A 20192-nucleotide genomic window follows, 5' to 3' on the forward strand; every position below is an offset into this window, starting at 1 on the left:
GATCCACGCTGCCCGGAGAAACCTCAGGACAGCGTCCCTCTGAGCTCGAAGATCGAAAGCAGGAATGGCTCCTCACGCGCGCCTTGACCACCGCAACCCGTTCGTGTTCGACACGCACGAGCTGGGGCGGCGTCCTGGCGCGCTCCAGCGCCTGACCCGCATGATCGACGCTCCCCAGGACTTCGGTATCAAGGGGGTCATCGGAGTGCCGGAAGGCGCCCCGGTGGAGCTCGAACTCCGGCTCGAGTCGGTCATGGAAGGTGTGCTCGTCACAGGCACCGCCCGTGCACAGGCCGAGGGGGAGTGCGTAAGGTGTCTGGAGCCGGTCGAGCAGGAGCTCGAAGCGGACTTCCAGGAACTGTTCTCGTACCCTGACGCCGACGACCGGGGCCGCGTGATCGCGGAACCGGGCGACGACGCCGAGGACGACGAGGACAGGTTCTTCATCGAGGACGGCCTGTTCGACCTCGAGCCAGTGCTGCGTGATGCGGTGGTGCTCGCACTGCCGATGCAGCCGGTGTGCCAGGACGACTGCCTGGGCCTGTGTTCCGAATGCGGAGCCCGGCTCACGGACGACCCGGACCACCACCACGACGCCGTCGACATCCGTTGGGCGGCTTTGCAGGGACTCGCCAGTTCCACCAAGGACGGCGAGAAGGACGAGATGAGCGGCGCTGACGCGGAAGCGGGCGTCGACGAGAAGCAGGAGAAGTAGCCGTGGCTGTTCCGAAGCGGAAGATGTCGCGCAGCAACACGCGCCACCGCCGGTCGCAGTGGAAGGCTGCGGTCCCCACCCTGGTTGCGTGCGAGCGCTGCCACGAGCCCAAGCTGCAGCACATCGCGTGCCCGTCTTGCGGCACCTACAACAAGCGCCAGGTCCTCGAAGTCTGAGCGGCCAGGTGAGAGGCACTGTGTCCAGTCCCAAGAAGGGCGAAGAGCCCAAGGCGGACCCAACCGCCAAGAAGAAGGCGGACAGCACGGCCTCGTCCCACACGCTTCTGGAAGGGCGGCTCGGCTACAAGCTCGAGTCCGCCCTTCTGGTGCGTGCGCTGACCCACCGTTCCTTCGCGTACGAGAACGGCGGCCTGCCGACGAACGAGCGGCTGGAGTTCCTCGGTGACTCCGTCCTCGGCCTCGTCGTCACGGACACGCTGTACAACACCCACCCCGATCTGCCCGAGGGCCAGCTGGCCAAGCTCCGGGCCGCGGTGGTGAACTCGCGTGCGCTCGCGGAAGTGGGTCGCGGTCTCGACCTGGGCTCCTTCATCCGGCTCGGCCGCGGTGAAGAGGGCACGGGCGGCCGGGACAAGGCGTCCATCCTCGCCGACACCCTTGAAGCGGTGATCGGCGCGGTCTATCTCGATCAGGGCCTCGACTCGGCGTCCGAGCTGGTGCACCGGCTCTTCGACCCGCTGATCGAGAAGTCCTCGAACCTCGGAGCCGGCCTGGACTGGAAGACCAGTCTCCAGGAGCTCACCGCGACGGAGGGCCTCGGCGTGCCCGAGTACCTGGTCACGGAGACCGGCCCCGACCACGAGAAGACCTTCACTGCTGCCGCCCGCGTCGGAGGCGTCTCGTACGGCACCGGCACCGGCCGCAGCAAGAAGGAGGCGGAGCAGCAAGCCGCCGAGTCCGCCTGGCGCGCCATCCGCGCCGCGGCGGACGAGCGAGCCGAGGCCAGGGCAGCCGAACAGGCAGCCCAGGCCGAAGCCGAGGAGGACGACGGCCCGCCGTCGTCCGCCGCCTCCGCCTGACGAACAGCGCAGCCCGAGCGCCCGCCACCTTTCCACGGAGGCGGGCGCTCGGATCGTCCACGGTCCTTCCCGGGAGTCCCGATGCCTGAATTGCCCGAGGTGGAGGTCGTACGGCGCGGCCTGGAGCGATGGGTCGCCCATCGCGTCGTGGCCGAGGCCGAGGTCCTGCACCCACGTGCCGTACGACGGCACCTCGCCGGCGCCGACGACTTCACGCACCGGCTCAAGGGCCATCGCATCGGCACCCCGAGCCGGCGCGGCAAGTACCTGTGGCTGCCGCTGGAGGACACCGACCAGTCGATCCTCGCCCACCTCGGCATGAGCGGCCAGCTGCTGGTCCAACCACACGAGGCACCGGACGAGAAGCACCTGCGGATCCGGGTCCGGTTCGCCGACACGCTGACATCAGCCTCCCCCACGCTCGAATGCGGCTCGCGCGGGGGGACCCCCATCGCGGCCGGCGGCACGGAACTCCGCTTCGTCGACCAACGCACCTTCGGCGGACTGTCGTTGCACGACAACACCCCCGACGGACTGCCGGACGTCATCGCGCACATCGCCCGTGACCCCCTCGACCCGCTGTTCGACGACGAGGCCTTCCACCAGGCGCTGCGCCGGAAGCGGTCCACCATCAAGAGGGCACTGCTCGACCAGTCGCTGATCAGCGGAGTCGGCAACATCTACGCGGACGAGGCCCTCTGGCGTGCCCGCATCCACTACGAGCGGCCGACCGCCGGCTTCACCCGCCCGCGCACCGCCGAACTCCTCGGCCATGTACGGGACGTGATGAACGCGGCCCTGGCCGTCGGCGGCACCAGCTTCGACAGCCTGTACGTCAACGTCAACGGCGAGTCGGGGTACTTCGACCGCTCGCTGGACGCCTACGGCAGGGAAGGGCTGCCCTGTCGCCGGTGCGGTACGCCGATGCGCAGGCGGCCCTGGATGAACCGGTCCAGCTACTTCTGCCCGAAGTGTCAGCGGGCGCCGCGCGAGTCGTCGTAGCGCTCGCGGGCGGCCAGCACCTCGCCCATCCGGCTCTCCACGAAGTGGACGACGGCCAGCAGGTGCTCGGCGACCCCGCGGCCGAGCGGGGTGAGTTCGTAGTCGACGCGCGGCGGGTTGGTCGGCTGCGCCTCGCGGTGCACCAGGCCGTCGCGCTCCAGGGCCTGGAGCGTCTGGGAGAGCATCTTCTCGCTGACGCCGTCCACGCGCCGGCGCAGTTCGTTGAACCGGAACGACCCCTCGTGCAGCGCGCTCAGCGTGAGCCCGCCCCAGCGGCCCATCACGTGCTCGAGGGTGGTGCGCGAGGGACAGGCCCGGGCGAAGACGTCGTACGGAGGCTGCGGCTCCGCGACGCTGTCCTGGGTGATGGTCATGCGTCAAGAGTACGGGAGCACAGCGCTAACCGACAGGGTGCGCTAACTATTGGTTAGCGCACCCTGTCGTCCGAAGAGACCTCAGTAGCCGAAGTCCTGCGTCCACCAGGGGCCGCCCGAACCGAAGTGCACCCCGACCCCGAGGGTCTTGAAGTCGCAGTTCAGGATGTTGGCGCGGTGGCCCTCGCTGTTCATCCAGGCGTCCATGACGGCCTGGGCGGTGGCCTGGCCGCGGGCTATGTTCTCGCCGCCGAGGTTGGATATGCCGGCCGCCGCGGCCCGGTCCCACGGCGTCTTGCCGTCCGGGTCGGTGTGGTCGAAGAAGTCCCGCGCGGCCATGTCGTCACTGAACCCCTCGGCCAGCTTGGTCAGCGAGGAGTTCGCCGACAGTGCGCTGCAGCCGACCTTGGCCCGCTCCTCGTTCACCAGCTTCAGCACCTCGGCCTCGACGACGGCCTCCTCGGACGAGGTGATCGGCGCGGCGGTCTTCACCGGCGCCTTGGTGGCCGTCCTGCTCGGGGTGGCCGTCGCCTTCTTGGACGGCGTGGCGGTGGGCGTGGGCTTCTCGGTCGCCGTCTTCGTCGGGGTGGGCGACGCGGAGGCGGAGGTGGACGCGGACGCCGACGCGGACTTCGAGGTGGACGCCGTCGGGGTCGGCGAGGCGGAGCGCTGGGTGTCCCGGCTGGTCGAGGAGCCGGTGCCGCGGCTCTCGGCGCTGCCGGAGGTGCCGCCCTGCTCGCTGGCCGTGTTGCTGGGCGCGCCGTCGGCCTGCACCCGCTCGCCGCCGGTCGTGCTGCTGCTGCCGCCGAGCTTGTAGTTCTCCAGGCCCGGCACCATGCCGGTGGCCACCGCCACCGTGCCGATGGCGACCGCGGCGGAGACCCCGAGCAGCCCGGTGGCCACGGGCCGCCCCGCCTTCTTCCGGCGCCGGTGCCCGCCGCCCGAGGGGGAGCTGCCGGCCGGGGCGAACTCCTCGGCCGGGAAGTCGGCGGTGTTCATGAAGCGGGCGTAGTCGCCCTCGGTCGCGAACAGGTAGGCCGAGCTGCGCGCGTTGGTGTCGGCGTACTCCTCCTGGCGCAGGTAGGCCGCCGTGCCCGTGCCGTAGCGGAGGCCCGCGTACGAGTCCTGCGGGTCGTGGCCGCCCGGGTACGGGCCGTCGTTCTCAGTGACCCCCGTGGCGTGGCCCGTGGCGGCGCGGCCGGCGGCGTGGCGTCGGTGGCGTCCCATGTCCTTGCCTTCTTCCCTCGTCCTCGCGGTCGGGGTCGACCAGGGGCCGGTGTGGCCAATGACTCCTTCTGGTCAACCAGACTCACTCGATCGAGTGAGTTTCATATGAGATTCATTGGGTGGGGACGGTACCCCATGCCGCTGAGGGAGGAAGTGTCCCGAGTGACATTGGCCGGTTAGGTTGCACGCATGAGCGAGGATGTGCGACTGGTCGCCTGGGTCCGTGGACGCGTGCAGGGCGTGGGATTTCGCTGGTTCACGCGGGCCAAGGCGCTGGAGATCGGGGGCCTGAGTGGTTTTGCTCTCAATCTGGGCGACGGTCGCGTCCAGGTGGTCGCGGAGGGCTCCCGGGCGGGTTGCGAAGGGCTGCTCGACTGGCTCCAGGGCGATGACACGCCCGGGCGGGTGGAGGGTGTCACCGAGATCTGGGACACACCCAGGGGTGGCTACGACGGCTTCGCCATCCGCTGAGACCGCTCTGTGAAGCGAGCAGGCGGAAGCGGAGCGATCTGCCACCGGCATGTGCCCCGAGCAGAAATGGCCTGGTGGTTGCCAAGAAGTGCGTGTCGTGGCAGGCTCCGCACTTACAGATGATCGCCACGCCCTGAGGGCCCCGCAGGAGTCGCAGCGCCGCCCGTCCAGGGTCGCCCGATCCCGGGTTCGCCCGCCAATACAGGGCGTGATCGTGTTGACCGTCAAACTTTTTGGTGAGACGCTGAAAGCCCCGCGCACCTTAGCTGTTTGGCATGGCGCAACAGTCGAGCAACACTCGGATGTGTCAAGCACCGCGGGTGCGAATCCCTCACGACCCACACCGCTTCGGTCGGTCACTCAGTGTGGAGGACCATCCATCATGGCAAAGGCGCTTCTCGGTTACGTCGGCGGCTCCGACCCGCGACTCCTCGCCGAGATGCGACGGCTCCAGCAGCGAGTCCAGGACCTCGAATCCGAGCTGGTACGGATTCAGGCCGAGAACGACGAGCTGACGGCTGCCGCTTCTCCCGACAGGATCATGGAGAGCATCGACGCACACCAGGCGGAGCCTGCGCTCACCTGATCGCTGCATCGCTCCACAACAGCACATGCGGCGGTTGGGCAGCCCTTTCAACCGCTTAAGTTGTCAAGATTTGCAAGGGACGCCCCGGCGTCCCTTCTTTCTTGCCCCCGACCTGCCCCCGAGCCCGGCCCTTCCAGCCCCGCGCATCCTTTCACCTTCTTTAACGTCTGGTGTGCCCTGCATGTTCATGCGCGAAACCGCGAGGTTGCGAGGGGTCGTGGAGTGCGGTAGCGGCGCCGGGTAAAGTCCGACGGCGTGCACCTCAAGGCCCTGACCCTTCGCGGGTTCAAGTCGTTCGCCTCGGCGACCACGCTCCGGTTCGAGCCGGGGATCACGTGCGTCGTCGGTCCGAACGGCTCGGGCAAGTCCAATGTCGTGGACGCACTCACCTGGGTCATGGGCGAGCACAGTGCCAAGTCGCTGCGCGGCGGCAAGATGGAGGACGTCATCTTCGCCGGCACCACCGGCCGCCCCCCGCTGGGCCGCGCCGAGGTGTCCCTGACCATCGACAACTCCGACGGCGCCCTGCCCATCGAGTACGCCGAGGTCACCATCACGCGGATCATGTTCCGCAACGGTGGCAGCGAGTACCAGATCAACGGCGACACCTGCCGCCTCCTGGACATCCAGGAACTCCTCTCCGACTCCGGCATCGGCCGCGAGATGCACGTCATCGTCGGCCAGGGCCAGCTCGACTCCGTCCTGCACGCGGACCCGATGGGCCGCCGCGCCTTCATCGAGGAGGCGGCCGGCGTCCTCAAGCACCGCAAGCGCAAGGAGAAGGCGCTGCGCAAGCTGGACGCGATGCAGGCCAACCTCGCGCGCGTGCAGGACCTGACCGACGAACTCCGCCGCCAGCTCAAGCCCCTCGGCCGCCAGGCCGCGGTCGCCCGCAGGGCCGCCGTCATCCAGGCGGATCTGCGGGATGCGAGGTTGAGGCTGTTGGCCGACGATCTCGTGCGACTGCGCCAGGCACTCCAGACCGAGGTCGCCGACGAGGCCGCCCTCAAGGAACGCAAGGAAGCCGCCGAGCAGGAGCTGAAGAAGGCCCTCCAGCGGGAGGCGCTCCTGGAGGACGAGGTACGGCAGCTCACCCCGCGCCTGCAGCGGGCCCAGCAGACCTGGTACGAGCTCTCCCAGCTCGCCGAACGCGTCCGCGGCACCATCTCGCTGGCCGACGCCCGGGTGAAGAGCGCCACCTCCACGCCTCCCGAGGAACGGCGCGGCCGCGACCCCGAGGACATGGAGCGCGAGGCCCACCGCATCCGTGAGCAGGAGGCCGAACTCGAAGCCTCCCTGGAGGCGGCCCAGCACGCCCTGGACGACACCGTCGCCCACCGGGCCGAGCTGGAGCGCGAACTCGCCCTCGAAGAGCGGCGCCTGAAGGACGTGGCCCGGTCCATCGCCGACCGCCGCGAAAGCCTGGCCCGGCTGAACGGCCAGGTGGGCGCAGCCCGTTCACGCGCCGCGTCCGCCCAGGCCGAGATCGACAGGCTGGCCGCCGCCCGTGACGAGGCCCAGGAGCGGGCGGTCTCGGCGCAGGAGGAGTACGAGGTGCTCAAGGCCGAGGTCGACGGCCTCGACGCCGGCGACGAGGAACTGGCCGCGCAGCACGACCACGCCAAGCACCGGCTCGCCGAGGCGGAGGCCGCCCTCACCGCGGCCCGCGAGGCGGTCACGGCAGTGGAACGCAGGCGCGCCGCGACCCAGGCCCGCCACGAGGCGCTGGCACTGGGCCTGCGCCGCAAGGACGGCACAGGAATACTGCTCGGTGCCCGCGACCGCCTCACCGGAGTCCTGGGCCCGGCGGCGGAACTGCTCACGGTGACCCCGGGCCACGAGGTCGCCCTGGCCGCGGCCTTCGGCACAGCGGCGGACGCGATCGCGGTGACGACCCCGTCCTCGGCGGCCGACGCGATCCGCCTACTGCGCAAACAGGACGGCGGCAGGGCAGCACTGCTGCTGGCGGGAGCCCCCGAAGCGCCTCCGTCCGAACCCCCCCTGCCTCAAGCGCCCCGGTTTGAAGCGCCCCAAAGGGGCGCGGGGAACGGCGCGACCGGCCACGAAGCACCCGCGGCTGAAAACGCCGCCGGGGCGGCGCCCCATAGGGGCGCGGGGAACGGCGCGACCGGCCACGACGGCGCCGCACCCGACCGACGACCCCCCACGGCACCCCCGTCAGGGCACTTCGCAGCCGACCTGGTGCGAGGCCCGTCCGACCTGATGCCCGCCGTACGACGGCTCCTCAGGGACATCGTCGTCATCGACACCCTCGAGGCCGCCGAGGACCTCGTCTACCGCCACCCCCACCTCACCGCCGTGACCGCCGAAGGCGACCTCCTCGGCGCCCACTTCGCGCACGGCGGCTCCGCCGGCGCACCCAGCCTGCTCGAAGTGCAGGCCTCCGTGGACGAGGCCGCCGCCGAGCTGGAAGAGCTCGCCGTCCGCTGCGAGGAGCTGTCCGAGGCACAGCACGGGGCAGGGGAGCGGCGCAAGGAGTGCGCGGCCCTCGTCGAGGAACTGGGGGAGCGGCGTCGTGCCGCCGACCGCGAGAAGTCGGCCGTGGCCCAGCAGCTCGGCCGCCTCGCCGGACAGGCCCGCGGCGCGGCAGGCGAGGCGGAACGTTCCACGGCCGCCGCCGCCCGTGCCCAGGACTCCCTCGACAAGGCCCTGGAAGAGGTCGAGATCCTGGCCGAGCGGCTCGCCGTGGCCGAGGAGATGCCCGTCGAGGAGGAGCCCGACACCTCGGTGCGGGACCGCCTGGCCGCAGACGGCGCCAACGCCCGCCAGACCGAGATGGAGGCCCGCCTCCAGGTCCGTACCCATGAGGAGCGGGTCAAGGGGCTCGCCGGCCGCGCCGACTCCCTCGACCGGGCCGCCCGCGCGGAACGCGACGCACGCGCGCGTGCCGAACAGCGCCGGGCCCGGCTGCGCCACGAGGCGGCGGTCGCGGAGGCCGTCGCCGCCGGTGCGCGCCAGCTGCTCGCACACGTCGAGGTCTCGGTCGGCCGGGCGGAGCAGGAACGTGCCGCCGCCGAAGCCGCGAAGGCCCGGCGCGAGCAGGAGCTGACCGCCGCCCGCAGCACCGGCCGTGACCTCAAGGCCGAACTCGACAAGCTCACGGACTCGGTTCACCGGGGCGAGGTACTCGGCGCCGAGAAGCGGCTGCGCATCGAGCAGCTGGAGGCCAAGGCGCTGGAGGAGCTCGGTGTCGAACCGGCGGGGCTCGTCGACGAGTACGGCCCCCATCAGCTCGTGCCGCCCTCGCCCCCCGCCGAGGGCGAGGTGCTGCCGGACGACCCCGAGCACCCGCGCAACCAGCCGAAGTCCTTCCACCGGGCCGAGCAGGAGCGCCGGCTCAAGGCGGCCGAGCGGGCATACCAGCAGCTGGGCAAGGTCAACCCGCTCGCCCTTGAGGAGTTCGCGGCCCTTGAGGAACGGCACAAGTTCCTCAGTGAGCAGCTGGAGGATCTGAAGAAGACCCGTACCGACCTGCTTCAGGTCGTGAAGGAGGTCGACGAGCGCGTCGAGCAGGTCTTCACGGAGGCGTACCGGGACACGGCGAGGGAGTTCGAGGGCGTCTTCAGCCGCCTCTTCCCGGGCGGCGAGGGCCGGCTGATCCTGACCGACCCCGACAACATGCTCACCACGGGCGTGGACGTCGAGGCCCGCCCGCCGGGCAAGAAGGTCAAGCGGCTCTCCCTGCTGTCGGGCGGCGAACGCTCGCTGACCGCCGTCGCGATGCTGGTGGCGATCTTCAAGGCGCGCCCCAGCCCGTTCTACGTCATGGACGAGGTCGAGGCGGCCCTGGACGACACCAACCTGCAGCGGCTGATCCGCATCATGCAGGAGCTCCAGGAGTCGTCCCAGCTCATCGTGATCACGCACCAGAAGCGCACGATGGAGGTCGCCGACGCGCTGTACGGCGTCTCCATGCAGGGCGACGGTGTGTCGAAGGTCATCAGCCAGCGGCTTCGCTGACGCCGGGTCCTGGCCGCCTTCGGCTGCGGGTGCGTCGTGGCTGGTCGCGCAGTTCCCCGCGCCCTTAGGTAGATCACCCCCCCCGTCATCTTCAAGAAGTGAACGCATCTCTCTTGCGTGGTATCTACAACTTCACACTCCACCGTCTATTGACTTCGAAACTTGAAGGCATAGTCTCTGCAACGTTGCTTTTACCTTCAGGTGTGAGCGGTGTGCGGATGTGCGCCACTTGGACCTGAGAGGGCTCACCCCCCACCCCCGGCAGCGTTGCCGGTGGCCCGAGGAGTTTCTTGTGACCAGCACTGCGCAGGCACCCCAGTCAGGAGCCGGGACGGCTCACCCCGATCACCTCGGGCATGTCATCTTCATCGCGGCGGCGGCCGCCATGGGTGGTTTCCTCTTCGGCTACGACAGCTCCGTCATCAACGGTGCCGTCGAGGCGATCCGGAGCCGTTACGACATCGGGTCCGCGGCCCTCGCCCAGGTCATCGCCATCGCCCTGATCGGCTGCGCCATCGGCGCCGCGACCGCCGGCCGCATAGCCGACCGCATCGGCCGCATCCGGTGCATGCAGATCTCGGCAGTGCTGTTCACCGTCAGCGCCGTCGGCTCGGCGCTGCCCTTCGCCCTGTGGGACTTCGCCTTCTGGCGGATCATCGGCGGCTTCGCCATCGGCATGGCCTCCGTCATCGGCCCGGCCTACATCGCCGAGGTCGCCCCGCCCGCCTACCGCGGCCGCCTCGGCTCCTTCCAGCAGGCCGCGATCGTCATCGGCATCGCCATCTCGCAGCTGGTCAACTGGGGTCTGCTGAACGCCGCCGGCGGGGACCAGCGCGGCAAGCTGATGGGCCTGGAGGCCTGGCAGGTCATGCTCGGCGTGATGGTGGTCCCGGCCGTCCTGTACGGCCTGCTCTCCCTCGCGATCCCCGAGTCCCCGCGCTTCCTGCTCTCCGTCGGCAAGCGTGACCGCGCCCGTGCGATCCTCGAAGAGGTCGAGGGCAACAGCGCCGACCTGGACGCCCGTGTCGCCGAGATCGAGCACGCGATGAAGAGCGAGCACAAGTCCACGTTCAAGGACCTGCTGGGCGGCTCCTTCTTCTTCAAGCCGATCGTCTGGGTCGGCATCGGCCTCTCGGTCTTCCAGCAGTTCGTCGGCATCAACGTGGCGTTCTACTACTCCTCCACGCTCTGGCAGTCGGTGGGCGTCGACCCGACGGACTCGTTCTTCTACTCGTTCACGACGTCGATCATCAACATCATCGGCACCGTGATCGCGATGATCTTCGTGGACCGCATCGGCCGCAAGCCGCTGGCCCTCATCGGTTCGGTCGGCATGGTCGTCGGCCTCGCCCTGGAGGCCTGGGCCTTCTCCTACCACCTGGTCGACGGCAAGCTCCCGTCCACGCAGGGCTGGACCGCGCTGATCGCCGCCCACATCTTCGTCCTCTTCTTCGCCCTGTCCTGGGGTGTGGTCGTCTGGGTCATGCTCGGCGAGATGTTCCCGAACAGGATCCGCGCCGCCGCCCTGGGCGTGGCCGCCGCCGCGCAGTGGATCGCCAACTGGGCCATCACCGCGAGCTTCCCGTCGCTGGCCGACTGGAACCTCTCCGGCACCTACGTGATCTACACGGTCTTCGCGGCCCTCTCCATCCCGTTCGTCCTCAAGTACGTCAAGGAGACGAAGGGCAAGTCCCTGGAGGAGATGGGCTGACCACGCCCCCCCCGACTCGAGGAGAAGGGCCAAGTCCCCGCTGCCCCTCTCCTCGTATCCCCCGCCGCCCCGCCCGGTCACTGCCCGGGCGGGGCGGCGGTTCGTGCACGCCGCGCCGCCCGGACAACGACTCTTGCCCCGCCCCGCAGCGCCACAGGACCTTGCCTCAGAACCGGCCGCAGAACTCCGGTCCTGAACTCCGCCGCACAATTTCCCTCCGCCGCAACGCCGACCAGCCACGACGGCGCTGCCCGGCGGTGTCGATCGCTCCGCATCGATGCGCGGCGCGAACTCTCTGCTTCCTGATCTCCCCGCACAATCCCTCTCCGCCGCGACGGCGATCAGCCGCGACGGTGGTGTCCGGCGGTGCCCGGTCCTTCCGTAACCACCCGCCGGCGCGCCTCGCCCCCGCTACGCCGGCAGCGCCGGGAGCACGGTCTCCGCGAAGAGGCGCAGGCTCCGCCACCCCTCCTCCACCGGCATCCCGCCGGCCAGCGGATGCAGGACCAGGTTGTCCAGTCCCGCCGTCACGCACTCCTGCGGGGTGAGGATGCGGTAGACGCCCTCCTCGCGCAGCTCCCCGACCGTGGTCGCGGCGGACCGCACCGCCGAGCGGATGTCCCCGGACTGCCAGGACGCATACGTCCGGGCCTCGTGCAGAAAGTGCTCGCCGTACTCCGCCCAGGCCCGGTCCGGGTCCTCGGCGATGTGCAGCAGCGGTGTCTCGGCCGTGGGCATCATCGTCCAGCCCTCCGTGCCGTACTCGGTGAGCTGCTCCTTGTAGTACGCCTCCAGCTCCGGCAGATGCGCGCTCGGGAAGAACGGCAGGCCCAGGCGGGCGGCGCGGCGGGCGGCGGCCCTGGAGGAACCGCCGACCAGGAGCAGCGGGTGCGGATCGGTGAAGGGGCGCGGGGTGACCCGTACCGTACGGCCCCGGTACTCGAACTCCTCCCCGGTCCACGCCTTGAGCAGTGTCTCCAGCAGCTCGTCCTGGAGCCGCCCGCGCCGCTTCCACTCCACGTCGAACAGGGCGTACTCCTCGGGCCGGTAGCCGATCCCGGCCACCGTCACCAGCCGGCCCCCGCTGAGCAGGTCAAGGACCGCGATGTCTTCGGCAAGACGCAGCGGGTCGTGCAGCGGGCCGATCACCGCAGACACGGTCACCGCGATGGTCCGGGTCGCCCCGAACACCGCGCCCGCGAAGGCGAACGGCGACGGCAGCCAGTTGTTGCCGACGCCGTGGTGCTCCTCCGTCTGCACGGTGGTGACCCCGTGCTCGTCGGCGTACGCGGCCATGTCCAGGGCCGCTCGGTACCGGGCGCCCAGGGAGGCCGGGGAGGCGCCGGGCTCGACGAGGTTGAAGCGGACGACCGAGACGGGCATGGGAGTTCCCCTTCACCTTGGCCGGGCGGTGTGCGGGGACAGTAGCTGACGGTACGTCAGACGGCCAGGGGTGCGGTCTTCCCGGTCGTCGCCGGGGTCGCCGCCGGCTTCGGCAGCACCGCGTACAGCAGGCCCGAGACGACGATCGTCGCGATCCAGCCGAGGCCGTACCGGCCTACGGGGTTGTTGGTGGCGAGCGGTCCGCTGAACCAGTCGCAGGTGGTGAAGACCAGGCCGGTGGCCAGGCCCGGCGCCCAGGCCGCGACGGCGGCGGGGGAGAAGCCGGCCCGGTACCAGTAGGCGCCGGCCGGGGTGGTGTCGAGGAGGGCTGCGCCGTCGTACTCGCGTCGCCGGAGCATGTCGACCCCGAAAACCCCCACCCACGCCGAGAACGCCACCGCCAGCAGTGACAGGAAGGCGATGAAGGAGCCCATGAACGAGGTCGCCGCCAGCATCAGGACGCCGCCGAGGACCAGCGAGATCGCCGCGTTGATCGAGACCGCCCAGTGGCGGTGGATGCGGAAGCCGAGGGTCTGGGCGGTGAAGCCCGCCGAGTACATCGACATCGCGTTGATCAGCAGCATCCCGACCAGGGCGACGAGGAGGTAGGGGACCGCGAGCCAGAGCGGGAGGATCTCGCCGAGGAAGGAGACCGGGTCGGCCGCCTTGGCCAGGCCCGGAGTGGCGGACGCTGTCACCGCGCCCATCAGGACCATGGGGAGTACGACGATCCCGGCACCGCCGACCGTGTTGCGTACGATCGCCGCCGAGGACGCCGTACCCGGCAGATACCGCGTGAAGTCCGGCGCGGCAGGCGCCCAGCTCATCCCGCCCGCCGCGATCAGCCCGGCGCCGGTGACCATCGCGGCCGCGGGGCCGGCGGGCCGTCCGAACACCTCGGCCCAGTCCGTCGTCGCGATCAGGTAGCCGAGGACCAGCAGTGAGAAGGCGCCGAACAGCCAGGTAGCCCACCGGTTGCAGTACCGCACCGCCTTGATGCCCATGCCCGAGATCGCGAACGTGGTGATCACGAAGAGGAGCAGGGTGACGATGATCAGGGCGGTGTTGCTCCTGATCCCGAAGAGGATCTCCAGAACCGCCAGCAGCGCATAGGCGCCGGTCACCGCGTTGATCGTCTCCCAGCCCCAGCGCGCGACCCAGATCAGCCCGCCCGGGAGCAGGTTGCCGCGCTGGCCGAAGACCGCGCGGGAGAGTGCCATGCCCGGTGCGCCACCGCGCTTGCCCGCGATGCCGATCAGGCCGACCAGGCCGTACGACACGATCGGAGCCGCGGTGCCCACCACCAGGGACTGCCAGAAGTTCAACCCGAACGACACCACCAGGCCCGCGCCCATGGTCACCAGCAGGACGGTGATGTTGGCGGCGATCCAGGTGGGGAGCAGACCGCGGGGTGTGCCGGTGCGTTCGGAGTCCGGGACCGGTTCGATGCCCCGGGTTTCGAGGCCGTGGTGCTCCAGCGACTCTTCGAGATGTTCGAGCGCGCCATCGTGGCCGGCGGTGGTGCCCATAGGCAGTCATCGTACGTTAGTCCGACGAATACCCTTAAAGACGACATCCGGATTCGGAGGATCATCCAGAAACTCCCGCGCGAGGGAGCAAAGTCGGCCGCGGGGGAGGGATGGATACTGGACGGGTTATGGAAACCGTCATCCTTGCTGTAGTCATCGCCGTGGTCGTGCTCGGCGCGCTCGGCGGGCTCGTCGTCGGCAGCCGGCGCAAGAAGTCGCTGCCCCCGCCGCCCCCCGCCGCGCCCGACATCACCGCGCCCCCGGCCGAGCCGCACGTCGGCGACGAGGCCGAGACGCCGCGCGACGAACCGCGCCGGACGATAGAGGAGGTCGACCTTCCCGACGGCTCGGCTCCCGTCGTCGTAGAAGAGCTTCCCGCTCCCGAGATCGAGATCCCCGAGCCCACCGCCGGCCGCCTGGTCCGGCTGCGCGCCCGGCTCTCCCGCTCCCAGAACGCCCTCGGCAAGGGGCTGCTCACGCTGCTCTCGCGCGAGCACCTCGACGACGAGACCTGGGAGGAGATCGAGGACATCCTGCTCACCGCCGACGTCGGCGTGCAGCCCACCACCGAACTGGTCGACCGGCTGCGCGAGCGCGTCAAGGTGCTCGGCACCCGCACCCCCGACGAGCTGCGCGGCCTGCTGCGCGAGGAGCTGCTCAAGCTGGTCGGCACCGACGTCGACCGCGCGGTGAAGACCGAGCCCGAGGACCGCAAGCCCGGCATCGTGATGGTCGTCGGCGTCAACGGCACCGGCAAGACCACCACCACCGGCAAGCTCGCACGCGTCCTGGTGGCCGACGGCCGTACGGTCGTGCTCGGCGCCGCCGACACCTTCCGGGCCGCCGCCGCGGACCAGCTCCAGACCTGGGGCGAGCGGGTGGGTGCCTACACCGTGCGCGGCCCTGAGGGCGGCGACCCCGCCTCCGTCGCCTTCGACGCGGTGAAGGAGGGCAAGGAGATGGGCGTCGACGTGGTGCTCATCGACACCGCCGGGCGGCTGCACACCAAGACCGGCCTCATGGACGAGCTGGGCAAGGTCAAGCGGGTCGTCGAGAAGCACGCCCCGCTGGACGAGGTGCTGCTCGTCCTCGACGCCACCACCGGCCAGAACGGCCTGGTCCAGGCCCGGGTCTTCGCCGAGGTCGTCGACATCACCGGCATCGTGCTCACCAAGCTGGACGGCACCGCCAAGGGCGGCATCGTGATCGCGGTCCAGCGTGAACTGGACGTCCCCGTCAAGCTCATCGGCCTGGGCGAGGGTGCGGACGACCTGGCGCCGTTCGAGCCGGAGGCGTTCGTGGATGCCCTTATCGGTGACTGACCGAAGGGGGGTAAATTTACCCGCCCCAAGATCGCGAAGAAGCGCCCGATCCCCGAGGTACAGCCGGGGACGGGCGCTTCGGCGTATGTGCCGCCTCCTGCGGCTATGCCCGCGACCGGTGCGCCACGTACGCCAGCGTCCCCAGCAGCAGCCGCGCCGCCGGCGGCCTCGTCGCCGAGTCCAGGGCCGGTGGGCGCAGCCAGCGCACCGGGCCCAGGCCGCCCCGGTCGGACGGCGGAGCGGTGACGTGCGTGCCCGGGCCGAGGCCGCGCAGGTCCAGGGAGGTCGGGTCGTCCCAGCCCATGCGGTAGAGCAGTTCCGGGAGTTCGGCGGTGGCGCCGGGGGCGACGAAGAAGTGGGTGCGGCCGTCCGGCGTGGCGGTGACCGGGCCGAGCGGGAGGCCCATCCGCTCCAGGCGGGCCAGGGCGCGGCGCCCGGCGGGCTCGGCGACCTCGATCACGTCGAACGCGCGGCCGACCGGCAGCATCACCGCCGCCCCCGGGAACTCCCCCCAGGCCTTGGTGACTTCGTCGAGCGTGGCGCCCGCGGAGACCTGAGGCGCGAAGTCCAGCGGATGCGCTCCCGGCGCGGGACAGCCGGCGTGCCCGCAGGAGCACGCGCCGGCCGCGGACCGGGCACCCGGCACCACGTCCCAGCCCCACAGTCCGGTGAACTCGGCGACGGCGGTGCAGTCCGATGAACGACCGCGCCGGCGTGTGCCGGAGCGGATCTCGCGAATGCCGCCGATCGTGAAGCCCATGCCCCCTCCAACGGGTCCGCCGCGCCGGTGGTTACGACACGGAGCGGGACGAAAACGGAACGTGACCCTACGGCTCCGCCTTCCCTCACGCCCGGAAGATCAATGCAGCGCTCTGAAGCGTCCCGGGTGGTGCATCTGGGGGTGTGCGCCCCTGAGTGCATCGCTCCGCCTACTCCCGGCCGTCCTATGTCAAGTGAATCGCGCCAAGGCCATCGTGAGTTCATTCGAAGGGGTGGCGAATGGTGGCGTTTCCGGGATCGCCATGGCTGGAGCAGTGATCGTAGGATTACTTTGAGTGCACGAGGCCTGGGGGCACATGCACTCGTGGGTATGCCGGAGGCAACTCGGCATCCCGTTCGAAGGGCGAGAACTACCGGACGGGCAGCCGTATTTACCGGCATTCTGATAGGGCTTGGCGCATCCGGCATCAAGTGGTCTCAGGGATGGGGGCGTTCCAGTGGGCGGCAACGGCGGTAGCGGGACGACCGCGACCAGTACGGACAAGCGCCCCAACGAGCTGCTCAACTCGTGGTTCGTGCGCAGCGGCTGGTCGAAGGGCGAGCTGGCGCGGCAAGTGAACCGCAGGGCACGCCAATTGGGCGCCAACCACATCTCCACGGACACGTCCAGAGTGCGCCGCTGGCTCGACGGGGAGAACCCGCGCGAGCCGATCCCCCGGATCCTCTCCGAGCTGTTCTCCGAGCGGTTCGGCTGTGTCGTCTCGGTCGAGGACCTCGGTCTGCGGGCCGCCCGCCAGTCACCCTCGGCGACCGGCGTCGACCTGCCCTGGACGGGCCCGCAGACGGTGGCCCTGCTCAGCGAGTTCTCGCGCAGCGACCTGATGCTGGCGCGGCGCGGCTTCCTCGGAACCTCGCTGGTGCTGTCGGCGGGCCCGTCCCTCATCGAGCCGATGCAGCGCTGGCTGGTCCCCGCGCCCGCCGGGCCACCGTCGCCCCCCGAGTCGGCCGCCGACTCCCGCCGCCCCGGGCGCCTCTCCAAGCCCGAGCTGGAGCTGCTGGAGTCCACCACGGTGATGTTCCGCCAGTGGGACGCCCAGTGCGGCGGCGGCCTGCGCCGCAAGGCGGTCGTCGGCCAGCTGCACGAGGTCACCGACCTCCTCCAGGAACCCCAGCCCGAGGCCACCGCCCGCAAGCTCTTCAAGGTCGCCGCCGAGCTGGCCGAGCTGGCCGGCTGGATGTCGTACGACGTAGGCCTCCAGCCCACCGCGCAGAAGTACTTCGTACTCGCCCTGCACGCGGCCAAGGAGGCCGGTGACAAGCCGCTCGGCTCGTACGTCCTCTCCAGCATGAGCCGCCAGATGATCCACCTCGGCCGGCCCGACGACGCCCTGGAGCTGATCCACCTCGCGCAGTACGGCAGCCGGGACTGCGCGAGCCCGCGCACCCAGTCGATGCTGTATGCGATGGAGGCCCGCGCCTACGCCAACATGGGACAGCCCGGCAAGTGCAAGCGGGCGGTCCGGATGGCCGAGGACACCTTCGCCGAGTCCGACGAGTGGGACGACCCGGACCCCGACTGGATCCGCTTCTTCTCCGAGGCCGAGCTCTACGGAGAGAACAGCCACTCCTTCCGCGACCTCGCCTATGTCGCCGGCCGCAGCCCCACCTACGCCTCCCTGGCCGAGCCCCTGATGCAGAAGGCCGTGGAGCTGTTCGCCAAGGACGCCGAGCACCAGCGGTCGTACGCACTCAACCTCATCGGCATGGCCACCGTGCACCTGCTGCGTGGCGAGGTCGAGCGGAGCACGGTTCTGGCCTCCGAGGCCATGGGCATCGCCAAGAAGGTGCGCTCCGAGCGCGTGAACACTCGTATTCGAAAGACGGTCGACTCGGCCGTCCGGGACCACGGCGATCTGGCGGCGGTCGTAGACCTCACCGAGCAGCTCGCCGTCGACCTCCCGGAGACCGCCGAGGCGGTCTGAACCCCGGTAACCCCAAGACCCCGGCCGCGGCCGGCCCTCCCGAACTGCCCGACTCGGCTCCCCCACGCCAGGTCATCGGAAGGCCACCGCGGCCGGTTCCATTCCTCCGAGAGAAGGTTGCGCCACGATAACGATCCGGTCGGCGAACATCAGGCAGTTCACCGACGCGTAACACTCGCGACTCCTTCGTCACTCCGGTGAAACAACGAGGGGCGGTGTCCGAAACCGCGCTGCGTCAATCTCATGGCGCATAACCGGCCCACCCCCCGCTTGACCGGACACATTCAGGCAACGCCCGCACACGGGGCCGTACCAATCGACGAGGAGACGCCGATGGCACCAGCCGCCATCACGCTTGCCGCGGAGGCACCCAAGCTGTCCTCCGCGAACACAGGCTTCATGCTCATCTGTTCCGCCCTGGTGCTGCTCATGACGCCAGGACTCGCCTTCTTCTACGGAGGCATGGTCCGCGTCAAGAGCACCCTGAACATGCTGATGATGAGCTTCGTCAGCATCGGGATCGTCACCATCCTGTGGGTGCTCTACGGCTTCTCCCTGGCCTTCGGCTCCAGCAACGGCTTCATCGGCTTCAACTCCGACTGGCTGGGCATGAGCAATGTCGGGCTGACGGAGCTCTGGGACGGCTACACGATCCCGATCTTCGTGTTCATGGTCTTCCAGATGATGTTCGCGGTCATCACGCCGGCCCTGATAAGCGGTGCCATCGCCGACCGCGTCAAGTTCTCGGCATGGGCGCTCTTCGTCGCCCTGTGGCTCACGGTCGTCTACGTCCCGGTCGCCCACTGGGTCTGGGGTGCCGACGGCTGGGCCTTCAAGCTCGGTGTGATCGACTTCGCCGGTGGTACCGCGGTCCACATCAACGCCGGTGCGGGCGCCCTCGGCGTCATCCTGGTCATCGGCAAGCGCGTCGGATTCAAGAAGGACCCGATGCGCCCGCACAGCCTGCCGCTGGTCATGCTCGGCGCCGGTCTGCTGTGGTTCGGCTGGTTCGGCTTCAACGCCGGCTCGTGGCTCGGCAACGACGACGGCGTCGGCGCGCTGATGTTCGTCAACACGCAGGTCGCCACCGCCGCCGCCATGCTGGCCTGGCTCGCCTACGAGAAGATCCGGCACGGCGCGTTCACCACCCTGGGCGCCGCCTCCGGCGCGGTCGCCGGTCTGGTCGCGATCACCCCGTCCGGTGGTGCGGTCTCCCCGCTCGGCGCGATCGCCGTCGGCGTCATCGCCGGTGTCGCCTGCGCCGCGGCCGTCGGCCTGAAGTTCAAGTTCGGTTACGACGACTCGCTCGACGTGGTCGGCGTCCACATGGTCGGCGGCATCATCGGCTCCCTGCTCATCGGCTTCTTCGCCACCGGCAAGGGCCAGTCCGCGGCGACCGGCGTCTTCTACGGCGACCACTCCTTCACCCAGCTGTGGAAGCAGTTCGCCGGTGTCGGTGCGGTCCTCGGCTACTCCCTGGTCGCCTCCGCGGTCCTCGCCTTCCTCCTCGACAAGACCCTCGGCATGCGGGTCACCGAGGACGAGGAGGTCTCCGGTATCGACCAGGCGGAGCACGCCGAGACTGCATACGACTTCAGCGGTGCGGGCGGCGGTGTCGTCAGCTCCGTCTCCGCGGCGCTGGCCGGCACGAGCAAGAAGGTGGACGCATGAAGCTCATCACCGCTGTCGTGAAGCCCCACCGGCTCGACGAGATCAAGGAGGCCCTGCAGGCCTTCGGCGTCCACGGCCTCACGGTCACCGAGGCCAGCGGCTACGGTCGGCAGCGCGGCCACACCGAGGTCTACCGTGGTGCCGAGTACACGGTCGACCTGGTGCCCAAGATCCGCATCGAGGTGCTGGCCGAGGACGAGGACGCCGAGCAGCTGATCGACGTCGTCGTCAAGGCGGCCCGCACCGGCAAGATCGGTGACGGCAAGGTCTGGTCCGTCCCGGTCGAGACCGCCGTACGGGTCCGCACCGGCGAGCGCGGCCCGGACGCGCTGTAGAACAGAACCACCTGAATACAGGCAGGAGTCGCTGGGTGACGGGTACGGAAGTTCGGAACGACGCAGAGAACACGGGACCCAGCGGCTACGCGGCGGCCCGGCTGCGCCTCCAAACCGAAGGGGAGCGGTCACGGCCGCCGCGCC

General features: G+C 70.0%; 17 protein-coding genes. 12 read left to right on the plus strand and 5 right to left on the minus strand.

Going from position 1 to position 20192, the window contains the following annotated elements; translation table 11 throughout:
- The first annotated feature begins 64 nt into the window (after positions 1-64).
- The 4 genes from ACFWPS_RS13390 (at position 65) to mutM (ending at position 2756) form a co-directional block, all read left to right on the plus strand.
- On the plus strand, positions 65-715 hold the full coding sequence (locus tag ACFWPS_RS13390; RefSeq protein ID WP_383704291.1) for a YceD family protein: 651 nt from the start codon (positions 65-67) through the stop codon (positions 713-715).
- Between the two features lie 2 nt (positions 716-717).
- Positions 718-891 carry a 50S ribosomal protein L32 gene (rpmF, locus tag ACFWPS_RS13395; RefSeq protein ID WP_007493396.1) on the plus strand — a complete coding sequence of 58 codons (174 nt, stop codon included), beginning with the start codon at positions 718-720 and terminating at the stop codon, positions 889-891.
- 8 nt (positions 892-899) lie between these two features.
- Positions 900-1754 carry a ribonuclease III gene (gene rnc / locus ACFWPS_RS13400; protein WP_383704293.1) on the plus strand — a complete coding sequence of 285 codons (855 nt, stop codon included), beginning with the start codon at positions 900-902 and terminating at the stop codon, positions 1752-1754.
- A gap of 81 nt (positions 1755-1835) precedes the next feature.
- Positions 1836-2756, plus strand: coding sequence for a bifunctional DNA-formamidopyrimidine glycosylase/DNA-(apurinic or apyrimidinic site) lyase (gene mutM / locus ACFWPS_RS13405; RefSeq protein ID WP_383704295.1), 921 nt, complete (start codon positions 1836-1838; stop codon positions 2754-2756).
- Here mutM and ACFWPS_RS13410 read toward each other — a convergent pair.
- Entirely contained in the window at positions 2729-3130 is a 402-nt protein-coding gene (locus tag ACFWPS_RS13410; RefSeq protein ID WP_383704297.1) for a winged helix-turn-helix transcriptional regulator, read from the minus strand. The genes mutM and ACFWPS_RS13410 overlap by 28 nt on opposite strands.
- A gap of 81 nt (positions 3131-3211) precedes the next feature.
- On the minus strand, positions 3212-4357 hold the full coding sequence (locus ACFWPS_RS13415; protein WP_383704299.1) for a CAP domain-containing protein: 1146 nt from the start codon (positions 4355-4357) through the stop codon (positions 3212-3214).
- A gap of 189 nt (positions 4358-4546) precedes the next feature.
- Here ACFWPS_RS13415 and ACFWPS_RS13420 point away from each other — a divergent pair, with 189 nt between their 5' ends.
- From ACFWPS_RS13420 to ACFWPS_RS13435, 4 genes are all read left to right on the plus strand, one after another.
- On the plus strand, positions 4547-4828 hold the full coding sequence (locus ACFWPS_RS13420) for an acylphosphatase (protein WP_352219379.1): 282 nt from the start codon (positions 4547-4549) through the stop codon (positions 4826-4828).
- 382 nt (positions 4829-5210) lie between these two features.
- Positions 5211-5414 (plus strand): hypothetical protein, encoded by a 204-nt coding sequence (locus ACFWPS_RS13425; protein ID WP_089099736.1) that lies wholly within the window; start codon positions 5211-5213, stop codon positions 5412-5414.
- A gap of 255 nt (positions 5415-5669) precedes the next feature.
- Positions 5670-9395, plus strand: a complete 3726-nt coding sequence (locus ACFWPS_RS13430) for an AAA family ATPase (RefSeq protein WP_383704301.1) — start codon at positions 5670-5672, stop codon at positions 9393-9395.
- Positions 9396-9687: 292 nt separating this feature from the next.
- Positions 9688-11106, plus strand: a complete 1419-nt coding sequence (locus ACFWPS_RS13435; protein WP_383704303.1) for a sugar porter family MFS transporter — start codon at positions 9688-9690, stop codon at positions 11104-11106.
- 411 nt (positions 11107-11517) lie between these two features.
- On the opposite strand, the gene ACFWPS_RS13440 is transcribed toward ACFWPS_RS13435, so the two are convergent.
- Positions 11518-12489: an LLM class flavin-dependent oxidoreductase gene (locus tag ACFWPS_RS13440; RefSeq protein ID WP_383704305.1), complete on the minus strand. Its 972-nt coding sequence runs from the start codon at positions 12487-12489 to the stop codon at positions 11518-11520.
- Positions 12490-12545: 56 nt separating this feature from the next.
- Positions 12546-14018 carry a cytosine permease gene (locus ACFWPS_RS13445; RefSeq protein ID WP_383704307.1) on the minus strand — a complete coding sequence of 491 codons (1473 nt, stop codon included), beginning with the start codon at positions 14016-14018 and terminating at the stop codon, positions 12546-12548.
- A 128-nt stretch (positions 14019-14146) separates the two neighbouring features.
- On the opposite strand from ACFWPS_RS13445, the gene ftsY reads away from it, so the two are divergent.
- Positions 14147-15340, plus strand: a complete 1194-nt coding sequence (gene ftsY, locus ACFWPS_RS13450; protein WP_383704309.1) for a signal recognition particle-docking protein FtsY — start codon at positions 14147-14149, stop codon at positions 15338-15340.
- 103 nt (positions 15341-15443) lie between these two features.
- Here ftsY and ACFWPS_RS13455 read toward each other — a convergent pair whose 3' ends face one another.
- Positions 15444-16100 carry a bifunctional DNA primase/polymerase gene (locus ACFWPS_RS13455; RefSeq protein WP_383704311.1) on the minus strand — a complete coding sequence of 219 codons (657 nt, stop codon included), beginning with the start codon at positions 16098-16100 and terminating at the stop codon, positions 15444-15446.
- A 457-nt stretch (positions 16101-16557) separates the two neighbouring features.
- Here ACFWPS_RS13455 and ACFWPS_RS13460 point away from each other — a divergent pair, with 457 nt between their 5' ends.
- From ACFWPS_RS13460 to ACFWPS_RS13470, 3 genes are all read left to right on the plus strand, one after another.
- Positions 16558-18042 carry a hypothetical protein gene (locus ACFWPS_RS13460; RefSeq protein WP_383704313.1) on the plus strand — a complete coding sequence of 495 codons (1485 nt, stop codon included), beginning with the start codon at positions 16558-16560 and terminating at the stop codon, positions 18040-18042.
- Between the two features lie 333 nt (positions 18043-18375).
- A complete protein-coding gene (locus tag ACFWPS_RS13465) occupies positions 18376-19713 on the plus strand; it encodes an ammonium transporter (RefSeq protein ID WP_383704315.1) in 1338 nt (445 codons plus the stop codon).
- Positions 19710-20048: a P-II family nitrogen regulator gene (locus tag ACFWPS_RS13470; RefSeq protein WP_089098508.1), complete on the plus strand. Its 339-nt coding sequence runs from the start codon at positions 19710-19712 to the stop codon at positions 20046-20048. The genes ACFWPS_RS13465 and ACFWPS_RS13470 overlap by 4 nt, the downstream gene beginning before the upstream one ends.
- Positions 20049-20192: the final 144 nt, after the last annotated feature.

This window comes from Streptomyces sp. NPDC058457, assembly GCF_042720695.1.
GTDB lineage: Bacteria > Actinomycetota > Actinomycetes > Streptomycetales > Streptomycetaceae > Streptomyces.

Excerpts from the sequence above, each read along its gene's own strand:
- ACFWPS_RS13440 (WP_383704305.1), bottom strand. The coding sequence starts at position 12,489 with ATGCCCGTCTCGGTCGTCCGCTTCAACCTCGTCGAGCCCGGCGCCTCC.
- ACFWPS_RS13420 (WP_352219379.1), top strand. The coding sequence starts at position 4,547 with ATGAGCGAGGATGTGCGACTGGTCGCCTGGGTCCGTGGACGCGTGCAG.
- ACFWPS_RS13445 (WP_383704307.1), bottom strand. The coding sequence starts at position 14,018 with ATGGGCACCACCGCCGGCCACGATGGCGCGCTCGAACATCTCGAAGAG.
- ACFWPS_RS13465 (WP_383704315.1), top strand. The coding sequence starts at position 18,376 with ATGGCACCAGCCGCCATCACGCTTGCCGCGGAGGCACCCAAGCTGTCC.
- mutM (WP_383704295.1), top strand. The coding sequence starts at position 1,836 with ATGCCTGAATTGCCCGAGGTGGAGGTCGTACGGCGCGGCCTGGAGCGA.
- ACFWPS_RS13390 (WP_383704291.1), top strand. The coding sequence starts at position 65 with ATGGCTCCTCACGCGCGCCTTGACCACCGCAACCCGTTCGTGTTCGAC.
- ACFWPS_RS13415 (WP_383704299.1), bottom strand. The coding sequence starts at position 4,357 with ATGGGACGCCACCGACGCCACGCCGCCGGCCGCGCCGCCACGGGCCAC.
- ACFWPS_RS13470 (WP_089098508.1), top strand. The coding sequence starts at position 19,710 with ATGAAGCTCATCACCGCTGTCGTGAAGCCCCACCGGCTCGACGAGATC.
- ACFWPS_RS13425 (WP_089099736.1), top strand. The coding sequence starts at position 5,211 with ATGGCAAAGGCGCTTCTCGGTTACGTCGGCGGCTCCGACCCGCGACTC.
- ACFWPS_RS13455 (WP_383704311.1), bottom strand. The coding sequence starts at position 16,100 with ATGGGCTTCACGATCGGCGGCATTCGCGAGATCCGCTCCGGCACACGC.
- ftsY (WP_383704309.1), top strand. The coding sequence starts at position 14,147 with ATGGAAACCGTCATCCTTGCTGTAGTCATCGCCGTGGTCGTGCTCGGC.
- ACFWPS_RS13410 (WP_383704297.1), bottom strand. The coding sequence starts at position 3,130 with ATGACCATCACCCAGGACAGCGTCGCGGAGCCGCAGCCTCCGTACGAC.